16 protein-coding genes are annotated in these 19,721 nt (G+C 44.1%); 2 read left to right on the top strand and 14 right to left on the bottom strand.

Annotation, left to right across the window (positions count from 1 at the left end; all coding sequences use genetic code 11):
* Positions 1-47: 47 nt before the first annotated feature.
* From KIT51_00830 to KIT51_00855, 6 genes are all read right to left on the bottom strand, one after another.
* A complete protein-coding gene (locus KIT51_00830; protein UYN86861.1) occupies positions 48-455 on the bottom strand; it encodes a hypothetical protein in 408 nt (135 codons plus the stop codon).
* Between the two features lie 55 nt (positions 456-510).
* Entirely contained in the window at positions 511-1,332 is an 822-nt protein-coding gene (locus KIT51_00835) for a universal stress protein (GenBank protein UYN86862.1), read from the bottom strand.
* Between the two features lie 124 nt (positions 1,333-1,456).
* Entirely contained in the window at positions 1,457-2,119 is a 663-nt protein-coding gene (locus KIT51_00840; GenBank protein ID UYN86863.1) for a fused MFS/spermidine synthase, read from the bottom strand.
* Positions 2,116-4,188 carry a S9 family peptidase gene (locus KIT51_00845; GenBank protein ID UYN86864.1) on the bottom strand — a complete coding sequence of 691 codons (2,073 nt, stop codon included), beginning with the start codon at positions 4,186-4,188 and terminating at the stop codon, positions 2,116-2,118. Before KIT51_00845 ends, KIT51_00840 begins: the two co-directional genes overlap by 4 nt.
* Before the next feature lie 86 nt (positions 4,189-4,274).
* A complete protein-coding gene (locus KIT51_00850; GenBank protein ID UYN86865.1) occupies positions 4,275-5,720 on the bottom strand; it encodes a M20 family peptidase in 1,446 nt (481 codons plus the stop codon).
* A 19-nt stretch (positions 5,721-5,739) separates the two neighbouring features.
* Positions 5,740-7,071, bottom strand: a complete 1,332-nt coding sequence (locus tag KIT51_00855) for an amidohydrolase family protein (protein ID UYN86866.1) — start codon at positions 7,069-7,071, stop codon at positions 5,740-5,742.
* A 132-nt stretch (positions 7,072-7,203) separates the two neighbouring features.
* On the opposite strand from KIT51_00855, the gene KIT51_00860 reads away from it, so the two are divergent.
* Complete coding sequence (locus KIT51_00860; protein UYN86867.1) at positions 7,204-8,013, top strand: alpha/beta hydrolase; 810 nt, start codon at positions 7,204-7,206, stop codon at positions 8,011-8,013.
* A 25-nt stretch (positions 8,014-8,038) separates the two neighbouring features.
* On the top strand, positions 8,039-9,127 hold the full coding sequence (locus KIT51_00865; GenBank protein ID UYN88453.1) for a site-2 protease family protein: 1,089 nt from the start codon (positions 8,039-8,041) through the stop codon (positions 9,125-9,127).
* Here the strand turns inward: KIT51_00865 and KIT51_00870 are convergent.
* The 8 genes from KIT51_00870 to mnmG form a co-directional block, all read right to left on the bottom strand.
* Positions 9,124-9,477, bottom strand: a complete 354-nt coding sequence (locus KIT51_00870) for a hypothetical protein (protein ID UYN86868.1) — start codon at positions 9,475-9,477, stop codon at positions 9,124-9,126. The two genes, KIT51_00865 and KIT51_00870, sit on opposite strands and share 4 nt — an antisense overlap.
* Before the next feature lie 33 nt (positions 9,478-9,510).
* Positions 9,511-10,272 carry a response regulator transcription factor gene (locus KIT51_00875; GenBank protein UYN86869.1) on the bottom strand — a complete coding sequence of 254 codons (762 nt, stop codon included), beginning with the start codon at positions 10,270-10,272 and terminating at the stop codon, positions 9,511-9,513.
* Positions 10,269-11,294: a histidine kinase gene (locus tag KIT51_00880; protein UYN86870.1), complete on the bottom strand. Its 1,026-nt coding sequence runs from the start codon at positions 11,292-11,294 to the stop codon at positions 10,269-10,271. The genes KIT51_00875 and KIT51_00880 overlap by 4 nt, the downstream gene beginning before the upstream one ends.
* A gap of 86 nt (positions 11,295-11,380) precedes the next feature.
* Positions 11,381-12,793, bottom strand: coding sequence for a fasciclin domain-containing protein (locus tag KIT51_00885; GenBank protein UYN86871.1), 1,413 nt, complete (start codon positions 12,791-12,793; stop codon positions 11,381-11,383).
* Between the two features lie 199 nt (positions 12,794-12,992).
* A complete protein-coding gene (locus KIT51_00890; protein ID UYN86872.1) occupies positions 12,993-14,906 on the bottom strand; it encodes a tetratricopeptide repeat protein in 1,914 nt (637 codons plus the stop codon).
* Between the two features lie 295 nt (positions 14,907-15,201).
* Positions 15,202-16,929, bottom strand: a complete 1,728-nt coding sequence (locus KIT51_00895; protein ID UYN86873.1) for an Ig-like domain-containing protein — start codon at positions 16,927-16,929, stop codon at positions 15,202-15,204.
* Positions 16,926-17,594, bottom strand: coding sequence for a class I SAM-dependent methyltransferase (locus KIT51_00900; protein ID UYN86874.1), 669 nt, complete (start codon positions 17,592-17,594; stop codon positions 16,926-16,928). The genes KIT51_00895 and KIT51_00900 overlap by 4 nt, the downstream gene beginning before the upstream one ends.
* A 213-nt stretch (positions 17,595-17,807) precedes the next feature.
* Positions 17,808-19,670, bottom strand: coding sequence for a tRNA uridine-5-carboxymethylaminomethyl(34) synthesis enzyme MnmG (gene mnmG, locus KIT51_00905; GenBank protein ID UYN86875.1), 1,863 nt, complete (start codon positions 19,668-19,670; stop codon positions 17,808-17,810).
* Positions 19,671-19,721 lie beyond the last annotated feature (51 nt).

Here is a 19,721-nt window from a genome sequence, read left to right on the forward strand (position 1 = left end):
ATCTTAAATCTTAATTAAAACGAATAATTCTCTGACCGATCGAGAAATCAAAAATCAAAGCTAATATGGTATATGTCAGTTTGATTGCGCCTGATGTTTGGAGCAAAAAATCCTCCGGGTTGCGGTATCTGTTCAACCAGGTCAAACACACGGCATGTTTTGGGTAACGCGGAAAATATCAGTAAGAAATTGAATTGCAATTTATCGGGTACAATTGTCCATACCGGAGCATATGTTATGTTTTCGGCATGTATGAGTTCGGCCCGTTCACCAGCTTCTTTACCAATTAAATAGGTTGATTGCCAAATCCTGATCAGCGTTTCGTTCGCGTGTGGTTTTACGTGACCGTGCACATAAATGAACGCGTCATTTAATAACTCGGGATGAATGGAGAACAGACTATCCGCATCAACAAACGGTTTTGCTTTTACGGGCGGATGTTCAGTGCTGGCCAAGGTGGTTCATGTTTGTTGATCCCCTAAAATTAGATGAACTTTTAAAACGTACTGCTTAGCCCTTCACATTAATAACAAGTACTGGGAGTTGCTCGTGGTTAACCAAGCTTTCGGCCAGGCTATGTGAAAAAATAAAAGCACCTGTTTTTAGTTGGGCCGTGAGTGCAATTATATCAGGGGCAATATCTTTTGCGGCATATTTAATGCCCCACTCCGGATCGTTGGTGGTAATGAAATTGCGGGTAAAGTTTGTGCCCGGGAACTGGGCCTGCAGTACATTCATCTTTTCGTCCACCTCAGCCTTGGTTTGTTTGTCATTTTCGAGCCCAATGTAGAGCATATGAATGGTGCTGCGCCAAAGGCCGGTTAGCTTCGCCAGGCTGTTTAAGGCTTTCGAAGGATCTTCATGGAATGTAGAGGCAAACATAATCCTTTCAAAGCTAACGGTACCGGGTTTGTTTTTGATAACAAGAACCGGTGCGGAGGAGTGGCGAACAACCCGTTGGGTTTGCGACCCGATAACCCATTCGCGAATGCCCGTTGCACCATGCGAACCCATTACTACCAAATCAATTCCGAGGGGCTCAATATAATTTTCAATTTTGTCTGTGCCCTTGTTCATTACCAGCAAAGGCCTTGCATTAACACCTGCCCGCTCGGCCAACGTAATGAGCTCATCAAGTTTTGCTTTTGCCTGACCTAGAACAGGATCAGTTTCCAATGGCTTGTTCAGCAATACATGCATGCTGCCCGACTTATCATCGTAAAGGTGTTGTATGATCAATTCAGCGTCCGCCTTACGCGCAGTTTCCAGTGCTACATAAAATGCATTTTCTGCGCATGCTGAAAAATCTGTTGGAATTAATATCTTTTTCATGATTAGGATTTTTTAAATGCCAACCCGCGAGTTGCATCGCCCCTTTCTGAAAGACAAGATATTACCCCTGAAATCTATTTTGACTGATCCGGATCAACGGAAGCTATGACATTTATCAGTAGGTTTAACCGATCCAGGAAATGATTGAATTAACAGACGATACCCGGTGGGTTTTGTGACGAACGCCAGTGGCTGTTAGGGCTCTCAGAAACAATTCGAGTTGACAGTGCTGTTCTTTTGTTTCGGTTATGATGTTCATCATGCCAAGGCCTCCATGCGTTGTAAGCCGTACCAGATGCATTACGTATTCTGTTTTCAGCATTCTTGATGGAATGTGCTTATCCACAAAAACATCACTCACTACCATATCGAAACGGGTTTTGCACACGGCTACAAAATCAGCGGCATCGGCCATATGAAGTGTAAGGTTGTTGTACCTGTCCAGATCAAAGTATTTTTTTCCTAGTGCTATTACCTCTGGGTCGAGCTCTATACCTGTAAGCTGTGGGGCAAGTTTTAGCTCATCACACAAAATAGTCGCTATGCTTCCTGCCCCAAACCCAAGTATCAAAACAGTTTCAAGGTTTCGTTTATCTACTTCAAGCTTTTTGAAAGCTTTTTGAAATATTTTATGCAGCGTGTCGAAAGAATAATTCGCATCGGGAGAATGCAGAACATACTTTCCGTTTTGATACCATACTTCCAATTCTCCGCTTACCGCACTTGGTCGCTTTTCAACAATGGTTCCGGAAACATAGCTGAGTAGCTGTTGACTTATGGATTTCACTTTTTATCAAACATGCGCTTAAAGAAATCGGCTGAGGCTTTATAGGCACTTAACCAGTTTTTGTGCAGCAGAAATCCGTGCACTTCGTCCGGAAAAACCAATTGCTCAAAATACACACCTTGTTCGCGTAGGTTTTCAACAAGACTTACGGTTTCACTAAAGGGCACGTTGCGATCATCATCGCCATGAATAAGTAACACCGGGGATCGCCAGCCTTTGATAAAATGCATGGGCGATGATTCAAAGGCCAGGCGTGCGAACGCCTGCTGCTTTTCTGCCTGATAGGAGGGAACAAAATTTCGGATCACTACATTCCAGTCGTGCACACCGTGAATATCCACCCCGCAAGAAAACAAATCGGATGCCCTGGCCAGCCCCATCGCGGTTAAGTAGCCTCCATAACTTCCTCCCCACAACCCGATTTTCTTCGGGTCAACATCCGGACGCTGTGCTAAGTATAATCCTGCTCCTTCCACATCGCGATACTCGCTGGCCCCGGCTGCACCGTAATCAATGGCTTCGCGGAAATCCAAACCATACCCAATACCACTACGGTAGTTCACCGACAACACCACATAACCCTGGCTGGCAAAGTATTGGTTGAGTGCATAGGCGTTGTGATAATACTGACTATAATGAAACCCCAGCACCATTTGCCTGCGCGAGCCACCATGAAAGAAGATTACAGCTGGCCGCTTATCGCCAGCCTTGGCGCCCTTTGGCAGAAATAGCTGTGCGGGTATTTTCATGCCATCCGTGGCGGTGATCATCACAGCCTGAGGGGTTACGAGATCTTTTTTGGGAAAAGTTTTCGGGAATAAATCAGTTGCGATCATTCTTGATTGTCCGTTGGCTGCCACAATATGCGGCCAGGCAGCCGTAGTGGCATCGGTACGCAGGCAGACTAATCCGGCTGTTGTTTCAACCGGTGCGTATTCAATGCCATCGCCTGTGGAAAGTTGTTGTGGTTTTCCTCCGGTAGCGGCCACTTTAAAAACATGCCTCCGGTCGATGTCGCCAATGTTGGTTACATAAATGAGGCTTTTTCCATCACGCGCCACATCCACGGACTCCACTTCGCCATCGCCCGGGGTAAGTAATACTGCTTCGCCTCCGTTTGTGGAAACCGAATACAAATGCTGCCAGCCATCGCGCTCCCACGGAAACACCAGGCGATCACCCATCCACCATAGCATGTTATCCACTACCGGAATGCCGGTGTGAAGCACACTGCCTTTACCCGGTTTAGCGACCCAAACTTCTTTTGCTTTTCCGGTGCTTACATCGGCAACGCGTACAGACCACGGATGGCCCTCGCGTGCCGGCACAAAGGGCAGGCGGTTACGCACATTGGGCGTGCGTATAAAAGCAATTTGCTTTCCATCGGGCGACCAAACCGGATTACCGTCCCGATCAACACTCGGGTCAAGAAACTGAATAGTGTTGGTTGAAAAATCATAAACACCAATAAACGAGTGGTCGGTACGGCTGCTCACAAAAGCCAGTTTACGGCCATCGGGCGACCAGCGCATATTGCTTTGCGAGCCGCGTGAATGAAAAAGTTTTTTGCCCTTGCCGGCTGAGTCTAGTTTAACTAGCCACACCTGGCCGCTGCTTAAATACGCCAATGATTTTCCATCGGGCGAAAGTTTGGGATAAAAACCGGTGGACAGTTTTTTCAAATCGCTGCCGTCTGCATTCACAATCCAGATGGCGCGATCAACGCTGGGCTGCAACGCAATAGGATTGGGTAGTTCATTCGCACTATTTGGGGCGCCTCCGCGTATGAAAATGATTTTCGCATTATCGTTCGTGAACTGCACCGATGCTATTTCCTGTCCGTCATCCTGATTGTAGTTGGTAACCTTTCGTGGTGCAAAATCCGGGGCATCAGCCACGTAAATATTACGCGCGCCCTGATCGTTAAACACCCAGGCTATACGTTTGCCATCGGCACTGGCGGTAAGGTTTGTCGGGAAGGGTACGTTGAGGAGGTTATCAATGGTGACTTGGGCTAATGCTGCAGATAGTGCCGTGAGCAGCGCGATAAGGAGGTTTATCTTTTTCATGTCAGTGATTTTTTCTTTTAAAGTACCCTAAATGCAAAACCACAGAGGTCACAAAGTTTTACACAAAGAGCACAGAGCGTTTATGTTTAATTCAAATCCCTTAACAACTGTTCATAAAACCACAAGGCTGTTTTATAACTCTCCAAACTCACGCGTTCGTCAATGCCATGAAAACCAATCGGGTCAATCATCGGGCTGAACTTGATGATGTTGGATGATACTTCCGTAAAATGCCGGGAGTCGGTTGCGCCAATAACCAGGAATGGCGAGGTAATTACCTGCGGATAACTTTTCTTAATGGTGCCGGCAATTTTTTGATACCCAAAACCATTAATTGGCGTTACTGGCGATGGCTCTGAAACATTTTTATTTAATGGCGCCACGTTAACGCGTTCATCGTTTATTTTCTTTTTCACCTCTTCAATTACCTGGTCTGACGTATGGCCTGGCAACAACCTGAAATTGACAACGGCTGTTGCTACGGTGGGCACCACATTGTCTTTAATGCCGGCTTCAATGATGGTGGGTACAATGGTGGTGCGGATCATGGCATCGCCCGTGTTGCTTTGGGAGTACGTGCTTAAAATCATTTTCTTGAATAACCATGGATTAGCAAATGCCATGCGTTGAACAAACGGCATTTCGGGACCGAGGCTTTCCATCAGGCCGTGCATCGGTTCGGAAAACTCCGGTTCGAAAGGCTTGCTGCGAAGCGTGTTTAGTGCTTTAGCCAACACATCAATAGCCGTTTCTTTTTCGGGCATAGACGAATGACCCCCCGGAAGGCTAACCGTTAATTTTAATGAAAGGTATCCCTTCTCGGCTGTGCCAAGCAAGGCGATGGGCTTTGTCATTCCCGGAACTTTCTCGGCTGTGATCAATCCGCCTTCGTCAAGCACAAACTCGGCCGCGATGTTTCTATCTTTTAAAAGTTTGGCAATGGCTGTAGCGCCCTTGCCTCCGATTTCTTCATCGTGACCAAAAACAATGTAGACTGTTCGCTCGGGCTGAAAGTTTTCGCTGACCAGTTTCTCAACCGTTTCCATAATGGAAACCACATTGATTTTATCATCGGTAGTACCGCGCCCCCAGATGAAATTGTCTTTAATTACGCCTGCAAACGGGTCGACTGTCCACATAGATTTGGTGGCTTCTTCAATAGGCACCACATCCTGATGGGCCATTAGTACAACGGGTTTTAAGTCAGCATTTTTTCCCTCCCACTTATAGAGCAGGCTATAGCCGGCTACAATTTCGCGCGTTAGTACCTGGTGTGCTTTCGGGTAAGTTGATTCCAGAAACTGACGGAGCCCGATGAATTGTGTGGAGTCAAACAATGACGGGTCGCCATAGGATATGGTCTTGTAAGAAAGCGCTTGTTGAAAATGTTGTAAGGATGCTTCTGTTAATTCAGGAGCAGGTACCGACTCAACCGCTTGTTGATTGGGTTGAAAACGAAAGGTGTTGAACAACACGATTCCAATAACAACAAGAAACAGTAGCAACAGGAAGAGGAAGAACTTTTTAATCATGACAGGTTTGTTTTGTAGTTTATTTATAGCGTTTCCCTTTTTTAATTACCATATCCACTCGCTGCAATAGTGCGATGTACCGGAGCACATCGCCCTTCACGGCAATAATATCGGCATACTTTCCTTCGCTGATGGTTCCAAAATCTTTCTCTACGCCCATCGCTACGGCCGGCCAGTAGGTTGCCGCGCGGATGGTGTACATCGGGTCGAAACCAAATTTGTTAACCCACACATCCAGTTCGTTCCAGGTGCTCTGGCTGTGGAACTTCATCGGTATGCCGCTATCGGTTCCTATCAGCAACACCACGCCTGCATTTTTGAGTTGATTGATCTTTGTTTTCAGTGTTGGCTTGCGCAAGGGGTTCAACCCGAAATAGGAAAGCCTGCCCGGATGTTTAATGGATTGCCGAATGTCCGCAACAATGGAATCGGGTAAGCCCACATGCCACGAGGTATCATCCAAATACTCAGGGTTGTCGCGTACATAGTCGTAATTATAAAGCCCTTCAACGGTGGGCGTCCAGAATAATGGCCCTAAATTCATTTTCGCAGTCCGCTCTTTAATCATGGCAATAATATCGGCCGGATATTCAGGCGCAGCAGCAAGGCCAGTATGTTCAAAACAATCCACACCTGCTTTTAATCCTCTGCGTATTTCATCGGGGCGGTGCGCGTGTGCAACAACCCTTAATTTATTCTTGTGCGCCTCATCCACTACGGCCAGGTATTCGGCCTCGGTCATTTCATCCTGATCGATGAGCTTGATACAATTCACTCCGGCTTTGGCCAGGCGCTGTACTTTAGCCCTTGCATCGGCTTCCCCTTTTACCCCCCAGCGAAACTCTGCCGTGCCCGGATAGGGTTCGTGCTGGATAAACGGCCCGCTCATGTACATGGTGGGGCCTGGTATTTCGCCTCTGTTGATCCTGTCGCGAACGTTAATACTCGCCTCAAGTGGTGCGCCCAAATCGCGTGCGCTGGTAACACCGGCCAGCAAAAGCTGGTGTGCCGATGAGGGCATAATAACATCTTTTGCAATTTTCATATAAGTTTTATCCCAGTGTGTATAGTCACTATGCCCGTTAATCATCAGGTGCACGTGCATATCCCACAGGCCGGGCAAAACGCTCATGCCTTCGGTGGAAATGATTTCTGCATTTTTAGGAATTTCAATCGAGCCGAGTTGCCCGACTGCCTTTATACGCTCGCCCTCAATGATGATGACTGAATTCTGCAAAGGCTTCCCTCCATAACCATCGATTAGCGTTCCGCCAACAAGCGCTTTCACCACTAATTGGGCCGATGCCGCAGCGGGCAGAATACATGCAAGGATTAAAATCCGGTAATTCATGTTCAGGTGTATTCGGTTAAGAAAAGTACAACTAACAAAACTCAAATAAAACCCTACTGTGATGGATGGTGACTGACAAATGTCCTTGTTATACTTCTTATCCTGTAATACTTTTAACCAAAACCAGCTCGTATGCCACACATTAACTGTAATAACGCCAGTTTATATTATAGCGATGAAGGAACCGGTGAGGAGACCATTGTATTCTCTCACGGCCTGCTCTTTTCACATGAAATGTTTCGGGCGCAAATCGCTTATTTCAAAGACCGCTACCGCTGTATTGCATACGACCATCGCGGACAGGGCGATAGTGAGGTTACCGATTCCGGATATGATATGGACAGTTTGTTCATTGATGCGGCCGCACTGATTGAAAATTTACAGTTGGGCGCTGTTCACTTTGTTGGCTTAAGCATGGGTGGTTTTGTGGGCATGCGTTTGGCGGCCCGTAAACCGCACTTGATAAAGAGCCTAACGCTTATGGAAACCTCGGCCGATGAAGAAGTGAATAAACTGAAATACCATGCGTTAAATATGATTTTTAAAGTTGCCGGAAGTAAGCCCATTGCAAAAAAAATCATGAATATCCTTTTCGGAAAAACATTCATGAACGATCCGGAAAGGGCCGGGGAAAGATCATACTGGGAAAGCAAAATGATGACTTTACCAAAAACCGTTACCCGTGCCGTAAGTGGTGTGATTAACCGAAGCGGTGTGTTTGACGAAATTAAATCGATTCAAAAACCAACGTTGGTTATTGTTGGTGATGAAGATGTGGCCACAACACCCGAAAAAGCCAGGCGCATACATAAGCAAATTAACGGATCGGTGTTGGAAATTATTCCTGGTGCCGGTCATAGTTCAACAATTGAACAACCTAAGTTGGTTAATGCTACTCTTGAAAGGTTTTTGAGCCATGTAAAAACTGGCCATTATTCGTAAGCCCCTAAACTCTCGCTCTATGAAAATGAAATATTCCTTGTCGTTAGGCCGTGTTGCCGGAATACAGATTTTTGTTCATTGGACATTTCTGATCTTGATTGGATGGATTGTGTACATCAACCTAAAGCAAGGCATGGGCACGGTGGATATCATCTGGAGCGTGCTTTTTATCCTTACTTTGTTTGCCTGCGTTACCGCCCACGAACTGGGGCATGCCTTAGCTGCCAAACGGTACAACATTAAAACCAGAAACATAACCCTGTTGCCCATTGGCGGATTGGCCCAACTCGAATCGATACCTGAGAAACCCAAAGAGGAGTTGGTGGTGGCGCTGGCTGGACCGGCTGTAAATATTGTTATTGCAGCAGTGCTGTATCCTTTTATTAAACTAAGCCTTAGCCTGATTGAAGAGATGGACTTAAGCCGCCTCAGCCATCATAATTTTTTATTTTCATTAATGGTGGTAAACATCTGGCTGGCGGTTTTCAACATGATTCCCGCTTTTCCTATGGATGGTGGTCGTGTTTTCCGTGCGTTGTTATCCTTTAAGTTTGAGCGGAATGTGGCCACGCGTATAGCGGCATCAGTCGGCCAGTTGTTGGCTGTGGGTTTTGTATTCATTGGCTTTTTCTATAACCCGTTCCTGGTGTTTATTGGTATATTCATTTTTCTGGGAGCACAGGCCGAGGCACAATTTGCCGAAGCAAAGTCGTTATTAAAAGGTTATACCGTTGCCGATGCACTAATGCGTGATGTGCCTTTGTTAAATCCCACCGATACCATTGAACATAGTTCGGATCGGCTGCTGGACACACAAAACCGGAATTTTATAGTTGCTGATGAAGCCGGGGTGGTGGGCACGTTAAGTCGCGATGAAATTATCAAAGCCCTTCGTCAGGGGAAGGCCAGTCACCCGGTAGCTGAGGCCATGAGCCGTGATTTCCTTGCCCTTGAAAAAACATCCTCGCTTGAAGAGGCCTGGACGCGTCTCCAGACCATGAAAAAATCTGTCTCGCCCGTTTTCGAAAACGGAATACTGGTAGGGATGTTGGACACTGAAAATGTGGCTGAGTTCCTGATGATCACCGAAGCGCGCGCCAGGCAACAGGGCTAACGCTTTCTGCTTTTGTTGTTAAATCTGCCCAGGTATTTAAAAGCATCTACCATAAGAATAGTGCCGGTTATGCCGGTTGCGCCCCCGGCAATCAAGAGGCCTTTACCGAGGTCATCATTTTTTCTGCCGAGCATTAACCCCCCGGCAATAGTAACTGAGTAGCCAATAGTAGCAATGGCAATGCCTCGCTTAAATTTATTTTGCGATGTTTGCAGGTTAAGTTGAATGTGGTCAACATCGTTTCGAAGTTGCAGGATCTCCTTCTTCAATTCATCAACGTCTGTAGCAACATCTTGGGCAAAAACAAAAAGAGGTGCAACCAAAAACAGGATAAATACAACGGCCTTCATATACGCTTAAAGTAATTGCGAAGATAATTTCCGTTACCGATCAAGCCAAGTTTTAAATTCACTTGCACGGTGGCGGCTTACTGACAAATCGTGTTCGCAAGGCTGGTTTAGTTTTACTTCCAGTCGCGAACTCATTAACCCCTTCACCTCCACAACCACATCAATATTCACAATAAATTTACGGCTAATGCGAAAGAACATGCGTGGGTCAAGCAATCGTTCCAGCTCTTCCAAGGTGTGGTCAAGTATAAACTTTCGGTTATCGCCTTTGGTAACAAGAAAGGCTACTTTGCCATCGGCAAAAAAATAAGCGGCTTCGGCAGCCGGTTTAAATTGGAGTTTGTTACCCGACTTGATCAGGAAACGCTCCTTAAAAGTTGTGTTTGACCGTTTTAAAAATTCCCTCAGTTCTTCCAGTGGCACATTTTGTTTCGGAGCCGAAACCAGCTTGTTAAATTTAACCAGGGCTGAGCACAGTTCCTGTTTTCGAACGGGCTTTAGTAAATAATCGATACTAAAATGCTTGAATGCCTGCAACGCGTATTGATCAAAGGCCGTGGTAAAGATAATGGGTACATCAACCTGAACTTTATCAAAAATTTCAAAGCTCTTTCCATCGGCCAATTGAATATCAAGCAGCAATAAATCAACCGGGGCCGGGTTTTTAAAAAAACGTATCAGGTCCTCCACGCTGTCCACATGGTCAACTACCTCAACTCCTGGTTCGCATTCTCCTAACAGGCCAATCAGTCGATCGGCTGCCAGGGGCTCATCCTCTGCTAATAAAACCTTCATTCGTCCAGTTCCAATAATGGAATTTTAACCGTAAAGCGATTTTCAGTTTTGCTTATTTCAACCTTTCGGTTACTTAAAAACTCATAACGGCTCTGAATGTTTTTGAGGCCAATCCGGGTTGATTCCTCCTTTACTGCTTTTGGCTGCAGTGTGTTGCTTACTATAATGGAGCCATTTACAGCCGTAAGGGAGATTTCAAGCGGGCTTTTACGCGAAACCACATTGTGTTTTATCGCATTTTCAATCAGCATTTGAAGAACCGCAGGGGCTACGTAAAATTTTTCACCTTCCCGATCAATTTCATTTTTAATTGAAATGTTTTCGCCAAACCTGATCTTGAGCAGGTACAGGTAGGATTCAATGAATGCAAGCTCTTCTTTCAGGGATACAATTTTCTTCTCCTGATTGTATAGCAGGTAACGGTATACTGATGAAAGCTGATCAATAAATTTTGCCGAAGTTTCCGCATCCCTGTACACAAGGGTTGACAACACGTTGAAGCAGTTAAATAAAAAATGTGGATTAATTTGGTTGCGCAGGGCTTCGAATTGAGCCTCAATGGAAATTTTTTTCAGCTGCTCGGCTTCCAGTTGTGTTTTTTTTAGCTTGTTCATATAAAACACGATGGCATTAATACAATTCAAAAAAAGATTAACGCGAAAACCGAAAGCCATTAACAAAGTTAAGTGTGCTGTATTTATTTGAACCGGTATATCGGCTAACGCATATAACGCCTCCATGGCAATGAAGCAGACTGCTGCTACATTAAGCAGGCTTAAAACAAAAAGTATTAACAGGGGATGAAGTTTTCTTTTGAAAAAAAGATAAAGCGTGCCGAGCCGGGCTTCAACTAAACGGTTAAGCTCCCAAATCCCTGAAATTACCGTAGTAAGGGTTATAAAAAGTAAGGTGTTTGAAATGGTGAAATCAAAAAGCTTGTCGCCTACCGTATAGCGAATATTCAGGAAAGAATAAACGGCCAATCCTAAAATGAAGATATATCGATAGCGGACTTTAAACATAAAATTTAGCCGAATGTGCGATACATTTTAACAGAGAGGTCCCGCACAAGGTGCGGGACTCTCCCTCCTAAACCTACCCCTCAACCCTACAAAATGCCTGTCGGAATAAGCACTTTATCTATCGTGTGAATAACCCCGTTTGTTCCATGAATGTTCAAAGAAGCGCCAACCAGGTTTGCGGCCGGTGTGCTACCGCTACCATCGGTAATGGTTAGGTTGCCCACGTTTACCGTTACATTTTGATTAAGTGTGGTGACTGAACCCGTTGATAAATCCGTTGAAAATACCCGTGCGCCAACAATATGGTGCTGTAATACTTCGGCCAGTTTGGTGTTGCCGATGGCTGCTTCAAGAGCATTTATATCGGCTACGCCAGCGGCAGCATAAAGTGCCTGAAATGCAGCATCCGTTGGGGCAAATACCGTAAGGTTACCGGGAGCACTTGCCGCATCTAACAGCGAAGGAACTTTAGCCAGAGCCGCTACCAGTTGGGTGAACTGGGGCGATGAAGCTGTTGACGCTGCTACAGCGATCTCTGCAATTGTTTGTGATGGTGGCAATAAGGTTCTATTGATTACATGAACAACTCCATTGGAGGCTGAAATATCCGTTGCCGTTACTTGTGTTGTTCCATTTATAAATACACCGGCCGAACCTTTACTTAGGAAGATGTTTCCGTTTAGCGTTGCCGCTGAAGAGCTGCCATTCGTAATGTCGGCTGCACGCACCTCACCGTTTAGCACGTGGTAGGTGAGCACAGCATTTAATGTGGCCTGATTTGGCAACGAGGTAATTCCTGCTGCGGAAAAAGCAGCGTTAGTTGGTGCAAACAAGGTTTTCTTTTCGGAGTTGAGTAATGTTTGTAAAACTGTGGGAGATGCTGCTTTAACCGCGGCAATCAAAGTGGTGAAGTTTTTATTAAAGAAAGCGGGAGCCACAATTGTGCCAACAATTGGGGTGATAGAAGGCGGCACAAGAACAGCATCAATTACATGCACAACGCCATTAGTTGCCTCAACATCGGCCGCAACAACGTTTACTGTTCCGTTTAGCCTAATGCCCCCAGTTAAACTTACAGTAATATTCTCACCCCCTACCGTAGCAACAGGACCTGCCGTTAACTGCGTTGATTTAACAGAGGCTCCCGCAATAACATGGTATTGAAGGACATCGCGCAGAACATCTTCAGGAATATCGTCCAGGCTGCTTTGGCCGATTGCCGTTAATAAAGAGGCAAATGCATCGTTAGTGGGTGCAAATACGGTAAAACTACCGCTACCGCTGAGCGTTGTAACTAAGTCGGGAAATTTCACAAGTGCTGCAACCAGTGTTGATAGGTTGCTGTTGCCCTGTGCAAGGGCTACAATGCTTTGGGTGGGCATTGCCCCGTTGTCATCATCGTTACAACTGGAAATTGTAAACGATACAAAGGCAAGTGCAAGTAATAAGGCTTTACCACGGGCAAGCCAATTTTTTTGAAGACTTTGTTTTGCTTTCATAATGGGTATGTTTAAAGTTATTGGTTAAAAATTCAACAACTCTTAAACCCGGTAAATGGATAACCGGCTATACGTTACAGATCAAGTGGCATTTAAAAAGGAGTGGATTGACGAATCAGCGGAGTGAACCAGCGCTGCTAGGCTGCAGCCTCTTTACAATTTGTTCAGCTATTTGGTAGCAATCCTGGTCGGGGCCGATTTATAGCTGCGGTTGTTCGGCATTGATAAAATCCCCGCGAAGTGTACGGAAGCGCTTGCGCGCCTCTGCGGCAAAAACACTTCCGGGGTATTTGTTTAGAAACTCCCGGTATATTTCCATGGCTTTATCCTTGTTGGCCAATTGACGATCATAAATTTCGCCTTGTAAAAAATAGGCATCATCGGCCAGGATATCTTCCGGGTATTCGTCCAAAATTCTTTGTAACAACCCCAATGATTGTTCAAATTCACCACGCTGCATGCGCAGGTTGGCCTCAAGCCAGTACACATCGTCAAGAATGGTGTGGTTTGAAATGGGTTTTTTGATTGCCTGGCCCGCTACCTTTACAGTGTCACCAACTTTTGCTTTGAAAAGTTTTGCTTCCCAATCATGGCTAATCAATAATTGCTGATTGTAAATTGGCACAAGAACATAGCCCCCGCGCAATTCGTGAAGCACTTCAAGTGCTTCCTCGGTTTTATTTTGGTACAATAAAAGTTCAACCGATGCATATGCTTTAAGCGCATCGCCTATGGAATCAAAAGCAATGTTTTCCTTAATACGCATACTCAACTCCATGGCATCGTTGGCAATTTCGCGCGTTGTGGCTTCTTTTAATATGTCTAGGTGCTCTTGTGCCAGTCGAAAATTTCCGCGGTAATAAAAAAGCTTGGCATTCTTTAATTTGGCCTCATACCCCAAAGGGCTTTCTTTAAGGGCCTTCTCCACCTGTGAATATAGTAACGATGATTCCCACGTTTCTCCGGTTAGTAAATAGATATCACCTAAATCCAATTTTGATTTTGACCTTATCTGCAGGGATGCACGTGGGTTATCAATCAGGTTATTGAGCAACTCAATGGCTTTATTTTTTTCATCCAGATAGTTTGCGTACAGCAAGGCTTCACTGCGTTGTGCTTCATGGGCATTGGGGTTATCCCTGTATTCTTCAATAAATTTCCGGTAATCGATTATCAATCGCTTTACGGAATCTGGCGAAACAGGAAATGTATTGCGCACGCGGGCTTCGCGGGTTTTTACCAGGCCAAGGCGGGCTTGTAAAAAGTATGGGCCTGTTGGGTATTCCCTGGCTACGTAATTATAACTTCTGAAAGCATTGTCATAGTCTTCATTATCCAGGGCCACACGGGCCACTTCCATGCAACGTTCGCCCAACTTTTTGTAGCGTTTATCGTATGCCCTGGCCTGTATGAATGATGCATAGAAATTCTTTTGTTGCATCGTTACCCAAATCAGCAAATCCGAGTACACATCCAGGTCGGGGTAGCGCTGAACACGATCGTACAAAATTTTCTCCAAGCTCTCCAACTCATCGGGCTTGGTAAGCAGCGCCTGCATAACATTTTTAACATATTGGATATTGGCCGAATTCTGGGTTACATAATTAAGGTATTCCTGGACCATTTTTTCCTTCTCGCCTTTTATGCGATAAAGCATGGCCAATTCAAGGCAAAATAAGTATGGATTACCTACTGTTTGGCGGCACTCTGTAAGTGCCATAATCGAGTACTCCGAAAGGGATTTTCCTGATAAATAATCAGCCAGGATTTTAATGCGGGAAACGTTGCCTTTGTAATTACTGATCAGGTCCTTAAAATACTTTTCGGCTTTGGTCAAGTCACCGGTACGAACATAGATGATCCCAACATCGGCTTTAAATTGAATATTGTCCGGATCTTTTCGCAAAACACGCTTCATGTAGTTTTGGGCCTCATCGCCATCGCCCAAATCCAAGAGTGTGTTTAGATAGTTGTTGTGTATAAACGGAAGGTTACCATCGCTTTTTGCAAGGTCCCGGTAAAGTTCTATCGCTTTTTGCTTATCGCCTTTTAGTAAATACTCATTTGCTAATTGTATTTCTGACTGATTTTGCGCAAACGCGAAATTGTACACAAATTGGGTGAGTAGAGTAATTACTATTATATATTTATATATTTTGTTATTGTTATTAAGCATGTTGATATGTGGACAAGGAGCAATGGGTTTTAGTCGTGGAAATTACGTTAATTTAATATGGATTGTATTCAATTTGTAATCAGCGGTTTAAAGGAGTTGTAAACATTTGTGTATTACCTTAGAAGGGGTTTATGTTTACTAAACGTGCTGTGGATGATTTTGGTTTGAGGCCCCTTTATTCACAAAGCGTACAGTAGTATTACGAATTTGGGGAACTTCAGGCCTTAATTGTTTAATTCTTCGGGTTTTCCACAGTTTGTTGCGTACTTATCAACAATGGCCCTACCTCCCAATTTGCTTTTAGGTTTACAGATGGGTTTCCTTTTTCGTTCTTATAATAAATTATTCGCTCAGGCTCAATTCTTTTAAAGTAGTTTCCGGCATCCCAACTTTGATTTGCATTAGTATCAACAATTACCCTGATCATATAATCTGCTGGTGGTAGGTTTTCAAATCTGGCTTTTTTGGATATTGATGATTGAACAACTTTAAAACTTTTGTCCACGATTTGAATGATGACCTGTTCTTCATCTTTCGAGTCGGTTTCTAATATTATAGTTCCTGAATTTTCGGGAGTTATCACCCTAATGGGCGACTGAATAGTAGAAGCGGTGTCATATTCTATAGATATGATAGAACCTTTTGGAACAATAAGGTTGTTTAGGGGTATTTCTTTAACCTGGCTCTTTGGTTCTTCTTTAGATACTGATCTTTCCCTTGTACCGCGGCTTTGTGGAGTCCGTTGTGTTGTAAAGTCTATCTCTTTGGTTAGCTTTTTCTCAAATGTTAATTGTGTTTTGTGTTCGTCAAATGTGTAATCGGCTTTGCTAAATCTTAAGAAGTTGGCAGAATCTAACTTAATGAAAAAACTGTCTATCAAAACGTATCCTACCGGTTTTGAAAAATTTATTTCTCCCTTGAGGAGTGATTTATTTTTTAGAAAGTCAAGGTATTCCACCTTGGCTGTAAATTTTTCGCGTGATGTGGAGCGTGTATCAAATTTTATGTTCAATAATGTATCCAGTTGATTTCCTATGCTATCCTTAACGGATAACTTAACTCCTATACTATCCAGGTTATGAATCGTGTTAAACACTTTAATAGTGGAGGCATCTTCAAGGGTATGATAAAGCGTCGAATCGTTGGTTGTGTTCAGCAAGGTGTATTCCTTAATCCCTTTGGTTACCCTGATGTTGAAATATGTAGCTATGGGACGTGATGAAATCAGTTTTAGATCGCGTGAATCTAAGCGGACTACAGGTATATTTTTCTTTATGTTTCCTTCAGTAATCGATAACGTTTCACCGATAAACCCATAGGATTCTGTCTTACTATCAACAATCAGGTTTTTATTTTTATCCTCAAAGGTATAGAGTGTATACGTGCCGGCTTTTAGATTGTCTAGTATGTACTCACCTTTTTCATTTGTAAAGGTTATCCATTGGGCCTCATGTTTAAAGATGTTTATTGTATCATGATGTAACACGGCAGCCACGGTGTAATTTTTTAGGGCTTTATCTTCCAAGGGATTATATACCATGCCGCTAATGGAGAGGGAGTCAATATGATCACCAGTGCTAAAGGCTAATTTTAGATTGACTACAGAGTTTCGTTCGGTAACATCTTGAATAGCATCTCGGAAGGAAATGGTGTAGGTAGTGTTTTCTTTTAAGTCTGCATTAAGCTTCAAAGTAACTTTATTTTTCCTTGCCTCTGCTTCGAACTTTTTACCTACAGCGGGTGTAATGATCAATTGTTCGCGCGCCCCGTTCACCTGTATCATTTCGTCAAAGTAGAGTTCAATTTCGTTTTGTTTGAAATTGGTTTGCCTGTCTGCAGGATTGGAACGAATAAGTTTTGGTGGTGTATCATCCTTTGCCCCACCGGTGGGCTGTGTTTGTTTGGCACATTGTGCAAGCAGGAACACAATACTTAATATATATAATTTAGAAATCTTCATTTTAGCTTAGCTATATAGATAAGGCTGGAGTGGTTGCATGTCTTTTTTGCCACAGTGTTGGAGTGCATACCTTGAATTATAGCGCGTAGAATTCCATTCAGCCCTGTATTTCCTCTGTTTTTTTCACTAAGTAGGCTTATGTAATATGCATCTATAGGCATTGGACAAACGGCATGCAGTTTAAAGTTATTTTGATCGAGCAAAAGCTCCATACTCTTTTTTGAAAAGTGCCATAGATGCCGTGGCACATCGTATCCGGCCCAATCGTTTTTATAGTGTAAACTCTCAGGTGATTGGTAGTTAGGCACTGCTATAAAAATGATGCCATTGTGGTGTAGGGAATTTTTAAACGTTTGAAGCACCAGGTTCAAATCAGGTATATGTTCAAGCACATGCCAAAGCGTGATGGCATTGTATAATTTTTTTGGCAGTTGCTCTTGAGTTTCTGCAATTGTTTTACCCGTCAATAGTCTGGCTTTTTTTCTGGCGATTTCAGATGGCTCCAAACCACATACATCCCAATTATACGTTTGCATGGTTTTTAGGAACTCACCCGTTCCGCAACCATAGTCAAGCAGTGTGCCTTTTTTACTATGTAATGCAACCAACCGGTATTTCCAGTTGAGTGTAAATTTTCTGACAACTCTATATGCTGAACCAATCAATCCGGATGCTTTGCCTGAATGTGATATGTAGGTGTTAGATAGGTAATATTTACCAAGGTCTTTTTCTTCAGGCCTGGGGGAAGTTATGGCAAGTGAGCAATTTTGGCAAACCTTAATATGGAATGTTTCATGTGAAACAGTTGTGTCTTTGCAGGTGTAATGATCTGCAAAGTCTTTACTTGTGCATACCGGGCATTCGGCTACTTCTACCATTTATTTGCCCATGTAAACGGTTAACACGGATATATCTGCAGGCGAAACCCCACTGATGCGTGATGCCTGACCAATTGTTTCAGGTTTTATTTTTTTGAGTTTTTCGCGAGCTTCCGAGGATAGTGCTTTTACACGATCGTAGTCAAAATCTGAAAGGATTTTGTAGTTCTCCAAACTTCCGATCTTTTCTGCCAACTTCTGCTCGCGCTCAATGTAGGTTTCGTATTTGATTTCCAGTTCCGCCTGTTCTTGAATTTCATCACTAAATTCATTGATGATGCTGTCAAGCTCAGGGTTTAAGTTTCGTATATCACGTATGCTTACTTCTGGCCGCTTAAGCAAGTTAGCAATAGCTATTTTTTCACGAATTGTAGCCGTTTGGATTTGAGATAGGTTTTCATTGACCTGGTCAGGATCGACTTTGGTCTTTTTAAGCAGTTCGGCAAGTTTCCGGGTACCATTCTTTTTATCTAAAACCTTGTCCAATCTTTTATCACTGGCAAGCCCGATTTGATGACCCTTTTCGGTTAATCGGATATCGGCATTATCCTGCCTTAGCAGCACTCGATATTCTGCGCGTGAAGTAAACATCCGGTAAGGCTCTTGCGTGCCTTTGTTTACAAGGTCGTCAATAAGTACACCTATGTAGGCTTCGGAGCGCTTTAGTACAAAGGGTTCCTTTTCTGAGATTTTGTTATGTGCATTAATTCCTGCCATCAGGCCCTGGCAGGCGGCTTCTTCATACCCTGTGGTACCGTTAATTTGTCCTGCAAAGTACAGATTATCAATTAGTTGTGTTTCCAGTGTTAGCTTAAGTTGTGTAGGCGGAAAGAAATCATATTCAATGGCGTAGCCGGGCCTAAACATCTTAGCGTTTTCAAACCCTTTTATCTTTCTAAGAGCTTGATACTGAATGTCTTCCGGAAGTGAAGTTGAAAATCCGTTCACATAGATCTCGACCGTTTCCCATCCTTCGGGCTCAACAAATATCTGGTGCCTTTCGCGCTCTGCGAAGCGATTGATTTTATCTTCAATTGATGGACAGTACCGTGGGCCCAGACCCTGGATGCGCCCGCTAAACATGGGTGAGCGTTCAAACCCCAACTTCAGGGTTTCATGTACCTCATCGTTGGTGTAGGTTATCCAGCAGCTTATTTGCCGGGTAAGCGGTTTAGTATCAGCATAGGAGAATTTACCGGGATGCTCATCCCCTTTTTGCTCCTCCATTTTACTATAATCGAGCGATCGGCCATCTACGCGTGGCGGTGTTCCTGTTTTCATCCGGCCCGATTCAAAGCCAATCGAAACAAGCTGTTCTGTAAGTCCAGTGGCGGCTTTTTCTGCAGTTCTGCCACCACCAAACTGCTTTTCGCCTATGTGGATTTTACCGTTAAGAAAAGTTCCATTTGTCAAGATTACAGCCTTTGCTTGTATTTCAATTCCTAGTGATGTTTTAATGCCAACAGCCTTACCATCCTTAATCAGCAACTCACTTACCATTTCCTGCCAGAAATCAAGATTTGGCATTTTTTCCAACGCTAGCCGCCATTCTTCAGCAAAGCGCGCCCTGTCGTTTTGGGTTCGTGGACTCCACATGGCCGGCCCCTTGGAAAGATTCAGCATGCGGAATTGGATCATAGACTTATCGGAAACAATTCCGGATAACCCTCCTAAGGCGTCAATCTCGCGCACAATTTGGCCTTTTGCAACACCTCCCATGGCTGGGTTACACGACATTTGGGCAATTGTGCCCATGTTCATGGTAACCAATAATACCCGTGAGCCCATAGTTGCGGCAGCAGCTGCAGCTTCGCAACCCGCGTGCCCGGCACCTATAACAATTACATCATAATTCTGGAACATGCCTTTTGTTTCACGTGAAACAATCCTTTGATTTAGTATTCAATCTTCCGA

Source organism: Cyclobacteriaceae bacterium (assembly GCA_025808415.1).
GTDB lineage: Bacteria > Bacteroidota > Bacteroidia > Cytophagales > Cyclobacteriaceae > UBA2336.